Here is a 12,265-nt window from a genome sequence, read left to right as displayed (position 1 = left end):
CTGTGACCCCGTGCGAACGGGACTTCTGTCCAGAACTGGACACAGTGCGAAAATCACTCAGTCCCCGGTCGATCGCGCCACGGCGGACAGTCCCGCCAGGTCCTCGATCTCCACGCGTCCCCGGCCGGAAGTGATCAGGCCGGTTTCCTTCCACTCCGCCAGTACCGGAGTGATCGCGCTGCGGGCCAGCCCGAGCGCGTCGGCCAGTTCCTCCTGCGACAGCGTCACCGTGGCGGGGCTGCGGTGGTCGGGCCCCGCCGCCGCCACGATCGTCAGCAGCAGCTCCGCCAGGCGCACCGGGGTACGGCGGTACGCCATCCGCCAGACGTGGGCGCTGCTTTCGCGCGTCTTTCCGAGGATGTAGCGGTTCAGCTCGGCGTCCAGGCCGAACCGGGCCACCGTCTCGGCGAACCGCTCGTCGGGCAACCGCGAGACAACGCACGACTCGATCGCCCGCACCGTCGCCGAGCGCGGCCCACCGTCACGACCGGAGAACTCGCCGAGCACGTCTCCGGGACCGCGTACGGCCAGCATCAGCTCCCGGCCGTCCGGTTCCGCATAGGTCACCTTGATCCGGCCCGCCACGCACAGCAGGACCCAGCCACCGGGATCGCCCTGCCGCAACACCCTCGTACCGGCGTCGTGCCTGCCCCGGACACCGCTGTTCACCAGCGAGGACCACGCGGAATGACCGGCCAGGGCACGAAACGCGGGCGTCCGCCCGGAACCGTTCGCAACGTTCACGCCACGTTGTCTACCGCGCACGGATGGCGAACGGGAGGCGCACCCGGGCAAGATCACCCGAACGGCCGCAAGGACTCACGACGCGGTGAGGCAGTACCGAGGTCTTCCCGGCGCGGTGACCGACCGGGTGGCCACCGCGCCGGCAGGCCAGCAAGTCAGCTGACGCGGCCCACGCCGACGTATCCGTAACGGCAGCTGAGCTGGACGTCGTCGAGCTCCTCGTCCTCGGAACGCCAGTCCGGATAGTGCACCAGCCCCGGCTCGACCAGCTCGGTTCCGGCGAACCACGAGGCGACCTCGTCGTAGTCGCGCAGAGTGAGTTGCTCGTTGGCCCGTTCGTAGGAGGCCACCACCTGGTCGATCTCGCTTTGCAGGTCCGGCGGGAGGTCGTCGTCGCTGGCCTGGGAAATGGCCAGGTAGCTCCCGGGGACGAGCTGTTCGCGATAGGCCCGCACGAGCTCGCCCGGCCGGTCCTCCGGGCTGAAGAACAGCAGCACACCGACGACCAGCAGACCGACCGGGCGGGAGAAGTCCAGCAGCTCGCGGGTGTCGGGGTGATCGAGGACCGCGGCGGGGTCCCGTAAGTCGGCGTGCAGGATCGTGGCGTTGGGATTGTCGGCCAGCATCGTGCGCGCGGTGTTGTAGGCCACGGCCTCGTAATCGACGTAGACCACGCGGGCGTCCGGGTTGTGCTGCTGGGCGATCTCGTGCACGTTGCCCACCGTGGGGATGCCCGAGCCCAGGTCGAGGAACTGGTCGATCCCCTGCTCGACCATGTACTGCACCGCCCGGCGCAGGAAGGAACGGTTCAACTGCGCCCCGAGCGACCACCGCGGTGCGTTGAGCCGGATCCGCTCCGCCAGGGACCGGTCCTCGGCGGTGTTGTGGTCCCCGCCCAGGAAGACGTCGTAGAGCCGAGCCGAGTTCGGCAACTTCAGGTCGAGATCCTGCGGTCCGTAGCTTCCGTCCCGTGCCATGGCCTGCTCCCGTGTCTTCGCCCGTGCGGGTGGTGTCGTGCCGACCCGATCATCCTAGCCAGCACCGCAACCGTGTTCGGCTGGTCGATCACTTTGCGTGTTTCGAGGCAAAACAGCCGATCTCGGGAAGGCGACCGGGGCGGGCGGCCGCCACGCCGTCGGCGCTGTGATCGACGCACGTCCGCCCCGACACGACGTGCCGGGGCGGACGGTACCGGGACGGATCAGCTCTTGTAAGCCGGGTAGCAGTGGTTGGTGAACATCGGATCGGTCGACATCGACGCGGCGGCATTGGAGTTGACCGCTCGACCGATCGGGTGGTAATCGGCGAGGTCGGTCACCCAACTACGGGGCTTGATGGTCAGGCACTCCCCGCCGTACTTCCAGCCGTCGAACACGTGGACGGGGTGATCGGTGTTGTTGACGATCGATTCGGTCCTGTCCTGGGCCTGGTTGCTCAGCGTGCTCCCTTCGAAATTCTGGTTGAAGTAGGGCCAACTCCTGCCGACGGTCCAGATGTCGTTTTCATCGGTGTCTCCACCATTGTTGAACTCAGCCTCGGCGTAGAAGCAGACCCGGTTGGTCGGGCACTCCTCCATGCCGGAGCCGGTCTTGTGATCCGGGCCGTCGTCCGGCGGCGCGGCGGCGTGGGCCATCGCCCCGGTCATCGCGGTCGCGGCGATTCCCGCCGCCACGGCCAGTCGGATCTTTCTTCCTGTTTTGCGCACGATCATTTCCTCGACCTTTGCACTTCGAAACTACGAAGAAAGAAGAAGACACACGTCACCACACCAGAAGACGTGTGGCGATGCGGGAAAGCGGGTTCCGCGAAGGAATCCTCAGCTGATGGGGTTGTCGCAGTCGACGGAGGAGTTCGCCGGCACCGAGGAGACGCCGTCCGAGTTCTCGTCGTAGAACTCGTACTGGTCCAGATCGTGGATCGCGGTGTGCGCGTCGACCTTGAGGCAGTTTCCGTCGAGGTACTCGGAGAAGAGGCAGATGGGACCACCCGTCCTGTTGACGACCGAAGCGGCCCTGTCTGAGAAACCTCCGTCCGCGAGCTCGGCAAGGTCTCCGGCGGTACCGCGCAGCCACCAGTAGCGGGCGTGGCTGTTGTCCTGGTTGAAATCGGCCTCGTCGTAGAGGCAGTAGGTGTTCTGCGGGCAGTTGTCGAATCCCCGACCGTCGTCGTAGTCGCCCGTGAGCCCCGGTGAGATCTCCTCGGGCGGTTCGGCGGCCACGGCCGTCCCGGCCGAGGCGGTCCCCACGGACGCGGCGAAAAGCGCGGCGACGAGAATGCGGGGGTTGCGATGTCGTTTCATGGATTTCCTCCGATCGGACCGCTGCATCCGATCAACACCGATCTTGAAACGGAGGACGAGCCGGAACAATCCCCCGAAGGGGTTTTCACTCCAACGAGGGGTCTCCCCGCGAGAAGAATAAATTCGCGAACGGCATTCGGATTACCCCGAATCAGCGTTATCGAACTATTTTCTCACGCTCCGCGCACTACCGCACCGAACGCAGGTGACCGGGCTGAGCCAGCACGCCGTCCAGGGCGGAGACCAGCATCGGGAAGTGCGTGCGGAAACGGCGCAGGTTCGGGACCACGTGTCCGTCCTGCTCGACCAGTTCGCCGTACCAGTACAACCCCGGTGTCCCGTCGGCCCCCGGGTCCAGCTCTGCGAACTCGGACAGCCAGCGCTCGGTCTCGCCCAGCACCACCGCGTACGGCAACGAGCGGGAGAACACCATCTCCCGGTCCCGCGCCGGGACGGAACCGGCCGGGACCCTGTGCAGGTAGTCCCGAAGTCCGCGCACCTGCGCCACCAGGGCACTGCCCCGCCGCGCCCGCGCGGGCATCAGGCGCGCCCCGAAGGTCAGCGCGATTCCACCGAGGACGACCCCGACACCCAGCAACGCCAGCGACGTCGTCAACGCCAGCGCGACCGTCAGCACCACGCCGGCCACGGCCACTCCCACGCCAGCCCACCAGAACAGATTGCGCTCGGTGTCGGGCCTGCGGGAGAACCAGCTCTGTTCCACCACGTCGGAGTACAGGGCGTCCCGCACCTTCGCGAGGTCCACCTCCCGGCCGGCACGCAGCTCGGAGACCAGGGCCTGCTCCTCCTCCCCGAGCAGGAGTTCGTACACCTCGCGCTCGTACGGCCGCAGCGACTCGTCCGGCGGATTGACCCCCACGATCCGCCAGTCCCGCCCCTGCTCCTCGCCGGGAAGTTCCTCGATCCACAGGTAGTTGCGCACCGCGAGGTCGACGACGGTGGCGGTCACGTCCACCACGTCGACGTGCTCGTCGATGACCGTGCCGATCTGGCCCGGCAGCACCCCGTCCGGGGAAGCGAACGACATCCCGCCGTCGGAGTCCTCCATGAGCACCTCGACCTGCCCGACCTCACCGGCCAGCACGCGCTCGTCACGCCCCCGCAAGTACCACAACAGGCCGAAACCACCGATCAACAACAGCCCGATGCCGACCAGACCGGATCCGCTGGCCGGAGTGAGCGCGAAAGCGCTGCCGAAACCGAAGGACTCGTCGAAACGGGCATTGGGCGGCACTGTCCCCGCGGGCAGCTCGACGGCCAGTCCCATGCGCTCCCCGGGTTGCAGGTCGAAGTGCACGGCCCGCGTCCCCCCGGCCTGGCCGATCTGGAACTGGTCGCACTCGGTATCGGTCCCGACCCGGCCCGCGCTGCAGTCGATGGAGCGCGCCAGCCGGGGGGCGATGAAGGAGGTCTCCACCTTGCTCACCGGCACGTCCCAGCCACCCGAGACCCGCCAGCGCACCTGCTGACCCTCCGCCGTGTCGGCGACGGCCCCGCCCGCCGAATAAGTCACAGTGGACTGTCCTGGTGGGAGGGTGAGCGTGAAGCGTTCCGCCCCGACATCGGCGCTGCCGGGGCCACGCACACGTGCGTTCTCGACGGTGAACACCCGGTCGGCGTCCGCACCGGCGGCCTGTCGCAGCGGAACCGTGCGGTGCGCGGTGCTCCCTTGCGGGACCGTCACCCGCTCGGTCACCGACAGCCTGCCGTCGCGCTCCAACTTCACGTCGATGTCACTGGTCACCTCCCCGGCCTGCGCCGCGACGGCCGAAGCCGAAGCACCGGCCAGCAGCATGGTCACCACGGTAGTGACGAAGGAGATCAGAAACCGTTTCATCAACACGGACCAAACCCTAGCGAATCCTGGGTAGGCTAATCCGGCGAACAGCGCAAGAGACAGGGGCGGTTTTCGGCGATGACGGGCTCACCGGATCCGGACGAAAGCGTCCTCATCGGAGTGACCAGCTGGGGGCGCAGACGTCCATGACACCACCACAGCAGCCACCTCGGTGGCCTCACCAACAACCTCACCAGCGGCCTCCCGCACCGCCCCCGGCGGCCGGTCCGCTGGGACGTCCGGGAGCCGGCCCCACCGCACCGCCCCCTCGGCATCCGGGGGCTCCTCCCGCCGGGCCGCCACCGCAGCCGCCGCCCCGGAACGCTCCCGCGCAACCGGTCATGCCACCGCCCCGCGCCAGCCCATCGGGGCCCGTCCATCCCGGACAACCACTACCGCAGGGGCCTCCGCTACACCACGGAGCACGCCCGGCAGCACCGCCCCGCAAGCGCACCAACGCCGCCGCGATCGTCATCCCGATCGTCTGCGGAGTCCTCCTCGTCTTCACCACCTCGATAGGACTCGTCGCGGCCAACTCCGAAACGAACGCCGCCGGTTCCGACTACAGCTCCCCCCGAGGGGAACCCCCCGCGACCGAGACCTACGACAACGACTACGGACTCTCCGGCACCGAGTCGACCTACGACAGCACCACGGACAGCTCGACGCGCGAGTCCACCACCACGACCACCACGGAAACCACCACGGCGACCGTCGGGGCAGGGCCGCGACCGGTCAGCGCGCTCGGCGAGCACCCGTTCAACATCGAGGGCAACGGGGCGGTCAACACTTCGTGCGAACTGCCGCCCTTCGCCACCGACCTCGCCTCTCAACGAGCCTTCATCCAGGCGTTGGCACCCTGCCTGATGAAGATGTGGACTCCCGCGCTCCGGGAGGCCGATCTCCCCGCGACCATGCCGAACGTGGTCGTGACCGGCTCGGACGTCAACAGCCCGTGCGGCACCCGCGGATGGCGGAAAACCGCCATGTACTGCAGCAGCAACCACACGATCTACTGGACCGCCCGGCACTACTCCCAGGTCGAGGACCGCGACAGCGCCGGTCCGTACCTGGGGCAGTTCGCCCACGAGTTCGGTCACGCCGTCCAGGGCATGACCGGGATCATGAAGGCGTACAACCGGGCGGTCTACCAGGCCGACGGCAGTGACACCGCCGAAGGGCTCGAGCTGTCCCGCCGCCTGGAGCTCCAGGCCACCTGCTACGGCGGCGAAGCCCTCGCCTCATTGCAGAACGGCGGTGTCAGCGACGACTACATCCTGCCCGCCCTGAGGGACGCGGGAAACCGTGGCGACGAGTACAGCAACGTGCGCAACCACGGCACGACGGCCCACAACCAGGAGTGGGCGCGGCAGGGCTTCTACGAGAACCGGATCACCCAGTGCAACACCTGGCTGGCCGGCGCATCGAGAGTGAGCTGAAGAGCCCGGCGAAACCGCACGAACCCGGCTACGCCGACGGCCGGTCGAAGATCCATCGGCGCAGCATGAGGGAATAACCACCACCGGCGACACCGGCCAGCGTGACCAGCACCCAGCTCAGCCGGGTGCGCAGGTCGGCGCCGCTGTTGCCCTCGCCCGAACCGGCGGGCAGCGCGGTGAACTTCCCGGCGGGATCGGCGGGGATGCGGACCCGCAACTGTCGTCCCCTGCTGTGGCCGCACCCGTCGTACCGGGCCCGCACCTTCTCGCCGTCGACCGTCATCTCCAGCAGATCGCCCGCGGTGGAGGAGCCGCAGGGCGCGGACTCGACCACCGTGGCCGACACCGAACGCAGCGTGCCGGCCTCCCGCCCGTAGACGCCGGGTAGTGGCCACCAGGACGCGGCGACCAGCACCACTCCCATCACCATCAGAGTCGGCAGGATCAGTCCCACCGATGCCGCAGCTCGTCGTCGACCCACACCTCGATACTCCCAGAGTCCCCGGGCGGCAGGACCGCCTCACTCCTGAGCCGAGGAGACCTTCTTCACGTAGAGCAGGCGGTCGCCCTCCTCGATGGCGTCGGCCTCCGGTGCGTCGACCCGGTAGAGCGCGCCTTCGCGGACGATGCCCAGCACGATGTCGGACAGGTGCCGTGGTGATCCGCCGACCTCGAAGCGCTCGACCTCCCGCTCGGCGATCGCCAGTCCCAGGTCCGGGCTGAGCAGGTCCTCGAACATCGCCACCACCGAGGGTGTCGTCGTGGCCATGCCCAGCAGCCTGCCGGAGGTCTCGCTGGAGACCACGACCGAGTCCGCCCCGGACTGACGCAGCAGGTGCACGTTCTCCGCCTCCCGCACCGCGGCGACCAGCTGTGCCTTCGATGCGAGCTCCCGGGCGGTCAACGTCACCAGCACGGCCGTGTCGTCGCGGGCCGGGGCGACCACGATGGCGCGTGCTCGTTGGGCACCGGCCACCCGCAGCACGTCCGACCGGCTTCCGGAGCCGTGGACCGTGACCAGGCCGAGCGAGGACGCGGTCTCCAGCGCGTTCTGGTCGTTGTCGACCACGACGATCCTGCTCGGATCGGCGCCGTCACCGAGCAGGGCCGTGACCGCGGAGCGGCCCTTGGTTCCGTACCCGATGACGACCACGTGGTCGCGCACCTTGGACCTCCAGCGTTGGATCTTGAATGCCTGGCGGGACCGCTCGGTGAGCACTTCGAGCGTGGTCCCGACCAGCACGATGAGGAAGAGTACGCGCAACGGCGTGATGATCAGGATGTTGACCAGCCGGGCCGACTGGCTCACGGGGGCGATGTCGCCGTATCCGGTGGTGGACAGCGACACCGTGGCGTAGTACAGGGCGTCCAGCAGGCTCAGCGCGTCACCGTCGGTGTCACTGTAGCCGCCGCGGTCCATGTAGACGATGACGACGGTCACGACCAGCGCCAGGGTGGCACCGATGATGCGGCGGCCGATCGAGCGCGCCGGCCCGATCGCCGTCTCCGGCATCCGGATGATCCCGACCAGGGCGTGATCGGGGCGGTCGGTCAGCCGGTCGGCGATCCCGTCGTCGTCATCGCGGCGGCCGATCGTTCCTGGCGTTCCGAGTCTGTGGGTTCTCCCACCGCGCGGACTCGCGCGAGGGTCATGGCGAGTCACCGCGTACGCCTCCTCGGCGTGGTACCGGCGTGGATCGATTCGGTCACGAAGTCGTACCGTAACGCCTCCGGTGTGGCGACCACGAAAGGACGCGCACGTTCACCCTCGAAGTGGTCGATCACGGCGTTGCCCCGGCCCCACGGCCGTGACAGCCTTCTTTTATGATACCGAATCGTTCCGCATTGCTGCTCGCCGGAGGTCTCGCCGTCACCGGCACCGTGCACTTCCTGCGGCCGAAACCGTTCGACACGATCGTCCCCCGAACGCTGCCCGGATCGGCTCGCCCCTGGACCCACGTCTCCGGCGTCGCGGAGCTGGCCTGCGCGGCCACGGTCGCACACCCGCGCACGCGCCGGGCCGGGGCGACCGCCACGGCCGGGCTGCTGGCCGCGGTGTTCCCCGCCAACGTCAGGATGGCCGTCGACTGGCGGAACAAACCCCGGGCGCTGCGCTACGGTGCCTACGCACGGCTACCGCTGCAACTCCCACTGATCCGGCGGGCGCTGAGCGTACGCGCGAACACCGATCCGTAACGACTTCATCGCCACGGCCGAACGGCTTGGTGGTCACCGGGTTCTCGTGCGTATCATGCAGCGGGTGCAGCAACTTGAGCACGCGGCTCGTGCCCTGGGATGGCACGGATTTCTCATTCCGGACGTCGAGGTCCTCGGCGCCCGCTTCACCGCCGTCGCGCGGATCCGCCCCGAGGTGCATCGCTGGCGCAGCCGCAACGGCTGGGAACCCGTGCTCGACCCGTCGGGGTTTCGCTCCTGGTCGGAGCCGCGGACCCACGACCATCTCCCGCTTCCCGGCGTGGACCTGATCGGCACGCTCGTGCCGGTGACGAAGTCCCGACGCGCACTGCGCTCGTGCGGTTCACTCATGACACTGGCCCCCTGCACGGTCGTGCTGCCCGGTGACCACCCCTACCGCCCGTGGCCGCTGGTCGAGCTGGACTACTACGGCATCGGGGTCGTCCAGTCCGGCACGAGTGGTCCCGCCAAGCTGATACTCAGCCCGGAGGACCGCTCCCCGGAGTTCGGTTCCAGCCCGTTCACCCGCTGGCTGCTGGAGGTGCTCTACTCCAGGGCCCTGGAACGAGCCGCCGACAGCGCGGGCAACACCACCTGCTGAGGTCTCAGGCCGTGGCGTACTCGTGCCAGTTGAGCTCTTCGGAGTTCCAGCGCATCCCGTAACCCTCACGCACCGTGCGCAGGGCCTGCATGGTGTGCGGCCAGCGGCGGATGACGTTGGCCAGGGCCACCGGCGCCATCTCGTCGCTCGTGCGGCGCTGGCCACCCGGCCCCAGCAGGGCGATCCCGCCCGGTGTGGCGAGGATGTCGGACAGCGCGATCTGCCCGGCCAACGCGGTCTGCTCGACGCTGACCAGGCGGTCCGGCTCCAGCTCCGAGGGCCAGGTATGACGGTCCAGGTCCGCGGCGGCCGGCTGCTCGCAGCTTCCGCAGCGGCACTCGAACTCACCGGTCCAGCCGTGCTTCTCCCAGGACCACACCATCGTGGTGCCGTCGTCCAGCTCCGTCAGCGCCGCGACGTGCGGCCAGGCTCCGACCACCGCCCCCAACAGCGTGGTCGTGGCCGGGCGCGGTGGTTCGCCCGGGCCGTCGAAGAACCACGCTCCCGCGCCGTCCCGGTAAACCCGCACCAGCGGTGCGCGCAGCGCCAGGACGTCCTCGTCCACCCGCACCTCGGTCTCGGGCGGAGAATCCAATTGCCATTCGGTGTGCTGTGACATCGCGAGCATATTCCTCGGCGAAGATCCCCCCTGACAAGCTGCTTCACCCGAAGGTGTGGTTTTTCGATTCGCCGGTGTCCGTCACACCACGTTTTCGGGAATATCCGGCCGGAGCCTCGGGATCGATGTGCCAGCTCGGAATCCGCTCGGGCCGAACGCGGATGATGTCGCGACCGGCCATGCCCGGCGCACCGGGCGGGTCGTCGACGCTCAGTGCCTCGGCACGGCCGCGCACCTCGACACCGCGTCCCATGCCGGGCTCGATCTCACCCGGCTCGTCCGGCGTCAGGTCGTCGACGACGAAGCCCACGCGCGGATTCGCCACCACGTTGCGGTACCGCCGGGTCGAGGCGACCCACGGGCCGCCGAGATCGATCGTGCCGTCGGCGTTGAGCCGGAAACCCAGCGGACGCACCTGCGGCGTCCCGTCGGGGTCGATCGTGGCCAGCCGCCCCAGCAGCCGCCCGAACAGGTGGTCCCGCTCGACATCGGTGAAAACCATCGCGTCCGCTTCCCCTTCCTCCGACCACTCCGATGAGAACCGGAGAAGTTCCAGCGAACTCGAGGTCAAGATCCCTGGAGCGACCGCCTCTTCGAAACCCCGCCCACCGAACTCGATCAGGACACCGACCTGGACAAGAGGCGAGGGGTTCAGCCGTCGTAGTACCCGTGCTTGAGCCGGGCCAGGAAGGACCGCCACTGGCGCACGGACACTCCGAAGTGCCCGGCAGCGCGGTCCTTCGAGTCCCGCACGGCCACGCCCTCCGTCCTCAGCGCCACCTCGACGCAGTTGCCGTTCGAGCCGCTACGGCTGCTCTTGCGCCATACCAACTCACTCATCAGGTAGTCCTTCCTTGATCTCGGTGATCAGCTCCGCAGACCGTTCTTCGCCAAGCAGGTTCATGTCGATCTCCTCGATCCCGTCGGCGAAGGGTTCGACGTCCTGCGGGCGAGTCAGGAACAGGCCCACTCGCCGAGCCTCTATATACACGTGTGGCTCACGATCAGGATAGGTGAGCATGACGAACGACCCGTCCAAACCTGGATGGGCTCCGACCGACCTGGGAATAACCTGGACCGCAACGTTCGACTTCGACCGACTGCGCAGCAGGTGATCAAGCTGGTCTCGCATCACTGACGCACCGCCGATCAGGCGCCGAAGAGCGGACTCGTCGACGATGAACCGCACCGTAGGTGCTCCGGGCTTCGTAAGCAGCGCCTGACGAGCCAGCCGCGTAGAAAGCAACCACTCCTCGTCCGGTCCTGTACCAATCAGCTCACGTGCGTATTCGGGGGTCTGCACCAAGCCCGGTACCAAGTTGAGTGAAACATCGGTGATGGTCACTGCTTGGCGTTCCAGCGCTACGAGGCTGGTTATCTGCTGCGCTGTCGCAGGTCCTGTCGCCAACCATGCCGTACTCCCGTCGCTGTCGTTCACGCGCTCGATGAACTGGTCCCGTTTGTGACCGGTGATGCCGTACAGAGCGCACAACGCGATCACTTCCGTGACCTCCGGGATACGCGCCCCCTGTTCGGTTCGAGCTACCGACGTATGTGAGATACCCAGTCTTTCGGCCACCGATCGGGTGGACATCTGACTTTTTTTCCGCGCCTGGCGCAGATCAGCCCCCAACCCCACCTGACGCACCTTGCCCGCTCCACCCACGACCTGACCTCCTACGACGCGTGAAACTTTGTAACAGTATCTGTTACACCTGATACAGAGCGCCTTCCTGTCTTATTTGTAACTGGTTGCTGTTCCAGTTTCCAGAGTCCTAGCTTCGGTTCATTCGATCGTTGGAACCACGAAGCAGGAGGGCACGTATGTTTCCGAGTCCGTTCCGGGCGGGCAGCGCCGACGTCTTCTGGATCGTCGGGGTGGGCACGCACGTTCGTCACGCCACCACGGTCCTGCCGGGAGCCCGGCCGGGCGGCTACTGGGTCCCGACGGTGTGCGAGCAGTGGATTCGGTGGCCCTTCGACACGGTCTCCGACCGCACGCCCGAGTCGAAGCGAATCACCGAGCGCTGTCCGACGTGCACCGAAACCGCCGAGGACCGGGACTGGTCCGGCAGCGACTGGGACTTCTGAGGGAGGCCGGGAGTGCTCATCGATGCGCACACTCAGGTGCTGGCCACCCTGACCGTCTTCGGCGCCGCGCTGCTGGTCATGGCCGCGATCGTCGCCCGCGGTCACCTCCGCGGCAGTACCGGCCGACACTCCGGTCCCGACACCGTCACGGTCGCCCACATACGGGACACTCTGGCCGCCGAAGTGACCCGCGGCTTCATCACCCGCCACCAGCGACGCGCGCTTCGGACCGCATCGGGCCCCGGGGTGCCCGAGGACTACGTCGGACGCCACCGACTCCCCGAATCACACCCCGACCACGGCATTCCCCTCGACCTCCCCGGCAAGAACCCGTGCCGTCCTGGGGACAACTGGATCCCCTGCGGGCAAGTCACAGCCAAGTTCCCGTGGTGAACGAGTCGTTTTGGCACTCTCACCG

The 12,265-nt window shown here is 67.9% G+C and carries 16 protein-coding genes; 5 read left to right on the top strand and 11 right to left on the bottom strand.

All coding sequences use genetic code 11. From position 1 onward, the window contains the following. Positions 1-57 precede the first annotated feature (57 nt). The 5 genes from FHX42_RS01695 to FHX42_RS01675 all read right to left on the bottom strand — a co-directional run bounded on the left by FHX42_RS01695 (position 58) and on the right by FHX42_RS01675 (position 4,901). Entirely contained in the window at positions 58-744 is a 687-nt protein-coding gene (locus FHX42_RS01695; protein ID WP_328795840.1) for a Crp/Fnr family transcriptional regulator, read from the bottom strand. A 155-nt stretch (positions 745-899) separates the two neighbouring features. After that, positions 900-1,721: an SAM-dependent methyltransferase gene (locus FHX42_RS01690; RefSeq protein WP_182542405.1), complete on the bottom strand. Its 822-nt coding sequence runs from the start codon at positions 1,719-1,721 to the stop codon at positions 900-902. A gap of 224 nt (positions 1,722-1,945) precedes the next feature. Then, entirely contained in the window at positions 1,946-2,449 is a 504-nt protein-coding gene (locus FHX42_RS01685; RefSeq protein ID WP_182542403.1) for a peptidase inhibitor family I36 protein, read from the bottom strand. Between the two features lie 111 nt (positions 2,450-2,560). Beyond that, positions 2,561-3,043 (bottom strand): peptidase inhibitor family I36 protein, encoded by a 483-nt coding sequence (locus tag FHX42_RS01680; protein WP_182542401.1) that lies wholly within the window; start codon positions 3,041-3,043, stop codon positions 2,561-2,563. A 187-nt stretch (positions 3,044-3,230) separates the two neighbouring features. Further along, positions 3,231-4,901 carry a DUF2207 family protein gene (locus FHX42_RS01675; RefSeq protein WP_182542400.1) on the bottom strand — a complete coding sequence of 557 codons (1,671 nt, stop codon included), beginning with the start codon at positions 4,899-4,901 and terminating at the stop codon, positions 3,231-3,233. A gap of 341 nt (positions 4,902-5,242) precedes the next feature. Between FHX42_RS01675 and FHX42_RS01670 the strand changes: the two genes are divergently transcribed. Further along, the gene (locus FHX42_RS01670) at positions 5,243-6,340 is read left to right on the top strand and encodes a neutral zinc metallopeptidase (RefSeq protein WP_182542399.1); all 1,098 of its coding nucleotides are present in this window, start codon (positions 5,243-5,245) and stop codon (positions 6,338-6,340) included. A gap of 28 nt (positions 6,341-6,368) precedes the next feature. On the opposite strand, the gene FHX42_RS01665 is transcribed toward FHX42_RS01670, so the two are convergent. Beyond that, on the bottom strand, positions 6,369-6,821 hold the full coding sequence (locus tag FHX42_RS01665) for a hypothetical protein (RefSeq protein WP_182542397.1): 453 nt from the start codon (positions 6,819-6,821) through the stop codon (positions 6,369-6,371). 39 nt (positions 6,822-6,860) lie between these two features. Continuing rightward, positions 6,861-7,853 (bottom strand): potassium channel family protein, encoded by a 993-nt coding sequence (locus FHX42_RS01660; protein ID WP_182543435.1) that lies wholly within the window; start codon positions 7,851-7,853, stop codon positions 6,861-6,863. Between the two features lie 311 nt (positions 7,854-8,164). On the opposite strand from FHX42_RS01660, the gene FHX42_RS01655 reads away from it, so the two are divergent. After that, positions 8,165-8,536 carry a DoxX family protein gene (locus FHX42_RS01655; RefSeq protein ID WP_182542395.1) on the top strand — a complete coding sequence of 124 codons (372 nt, stop codon included), beginning with the start codon at positions 8,165-8,167 and terminating at the stop codon, positions 8,534-8,536. Positions 8,537-8,600: 64 nt separating this feature from the next. Continuing rightward, a complete protein-coding gene (locus tag FHX42_RS01650) occupies positions 8,601-9,137 on the top strand; it encodes a hypothetical protein (protein WP_182542393.1) in 537 nt (178 codons plus the stop codon). Between the two features lie 4 nt (positions 9,138-9,141). On the opposite strand, the gene FHX42_RS01645 is transcribed toward FHX42_RS01650, so the two are convergent. The 4 genes from FHX42_RS01645 to FHX42_RS01630 form a co-directional block, all read right to left on the bottom strand. Next, on the bottom strand, positions 9,142-9,756 hold the full coding sequence (locus FHX42_RS01645) for a hypothetical protein (protein WP_182542391.1): 615 nt from the start codon (positions 9,754-9,756) through the stop codon (positions 9,142-9,144). Positions 9,757-9,799: 43 nt separating this feature from the next. Further along, positions 9,800-10,258 (bottom strand): PPOX class F420-dependent oxidoreductase, encoded by a 459-nt coding sequence (locus FHX42_RS01640; RefSeq protein WP_182542389.1) that lies wholly within the window; start codon positions 10,256-10,258, stop codon positions 9,800-9,802. Positions 10,259-10,407: 149 nt separating this feature from the next. Further along, positions 10,408-10,596, bottom strand: a complete 189-nt coding sequence (locus FHX42_RS01635; protein WP_182542387.1) for a DUF397 domain-containing protein — start codon at positions 10,594-10,596, stop codon at positions 10,408-10,410. After that, positions 10,589-11,422: a helix-turn-helix domain-containing protein gene (locus FHX42_RS01630; protein WP_182542385.1), complete on the bottom strand. Its 834-nt coding sequence runs from the start codon at positions 11,420-11,422 to the stop codon at positions 10,589-10,591. Before FHX42_RS01630 ends, FHX42_RS01635 begins: the two co-directional genes overlap by 8 nt. Before the next feature lie 158 nt (positions 11,423-11,580). Between FHX42_RS01630 and FHX42_RS01625 the strand changes: the two genes are divergently transcribed. Next, positions 11,581-11,847 carry a hypothetical protein gene (locus FHX42_RS01625; protein WP_182542383.1) on the top strand — a complete coding sequence of 89 codons (267 nt, stop codon included), beginning with the start codon at positions 11,581-11,583 and terminating at the stop codon, positions 11,845-11,847. A gap of 12 nt (positions 11,848-11,859) precedes the next feature. Continuing rightward, positions 11,860-12,240: a hypothetical protein gene (locus FHX42_RS01620; protein ID WP_182542381.1), complete on the top strand. Its 381-nt coding sequence runs from the start codon at positions 11,860-11,862 to the stop codon at positions 12,238-12,240. Positions 12,241-12,265 lie beyond the last annotated feature (25 nt).

This window comes from Halosaccharopolyspora lacisalsi (assembly GCF_014137975.1).
GTDB lineage: Bacteria > Actinomycetota > Actinomycetes > Mycobacteriales > Pseudonocardiaceae > Halosaccharopolyspora > Halosaccharopolyspora lacisalsi.
This window is presented reverse-complemented; position numbering and strand designations above follow the sequence as displayed.

What these genes read in the sequence shown, in the direction of transcription:
- FHX42_RS01625 (WP_182542383.1), top strand. Translation starts at nt 11,581, where the DNA reads ATGTTTCCGAGTCCGTTCCGGGCGGGCAGCGCCGACGTCTTCTGGATC.
- FHX42_RS01690 (WP_182542405.1), bottom strand. Translation starts at nt 1,721, where the DNA reads ATGGCACGGGACGGAAGCTACGGACCGCAGGATCTCGACCTGAAGTTG.
- FHX42_RS01670 (WP_182542399.1), top strand. Translation starts at nt 5,243, where the DNA reads ATGCCACCGCCCCGCGCCAGCCCATCGGGGCCCGTCCATCCCGGACAA.
- FHX42_RS01635 (WP_182542387.1), bottom strand. Translation starts at nt 10,596, where the DNA reads ATGAGTGAGTTGGTATGGCGCAAGAGCAGCCGTAGCGGCTCGAACGGC.
- FHX42_RS01675 (WP_182542400.1), bottom strand. Translation starts at nt 4,901, where the DNA reads ATGAAACGGTTTCTGATCTCCTTCGTCACTACCGTGGTGACCATGCTG.
- FHX42_RS01640 (WP_182542389.1), bottom strand. Translation starts at nt 10,258, where the DNA reads ATGGTTTTCACCGATGTCGAGCGGGACCACCTGTTCGGGCGGCTGCTG.
- FHX42_RS01655 (WP_182542395.1), top strand. Translation starts at nt 8,165, where the DNA reads ATGATACCGAATCGTTCCGCATTGCTGCTCGCCGGAGGTCTCGCCGTC.
- FHX42_RS01645 (WP_182542391.1), bottom strand. Translation starts at nt 9,756, where the DNA reads ATGTCACAGCACACCGAATGGCAATTGGATTCTCCGCCCGAGACCGAG.
- FHX42_RS01680 (WP_182542401.1), bottom strand. Translation starts at nt 3,043, where the DNA reads ATGAAACGACATCGCAACCCCCGCATTCTCGTCGCCGCGCTTTTCGCC.
- FHX42_RS01660 (WP_182543435.1), bottom strand. Translation starts at nt 7,853, where the DNA reads ATGCCGGAGACGGCGATCGGGCCGGCGCGCTCGATCGGCCGCCGCATC.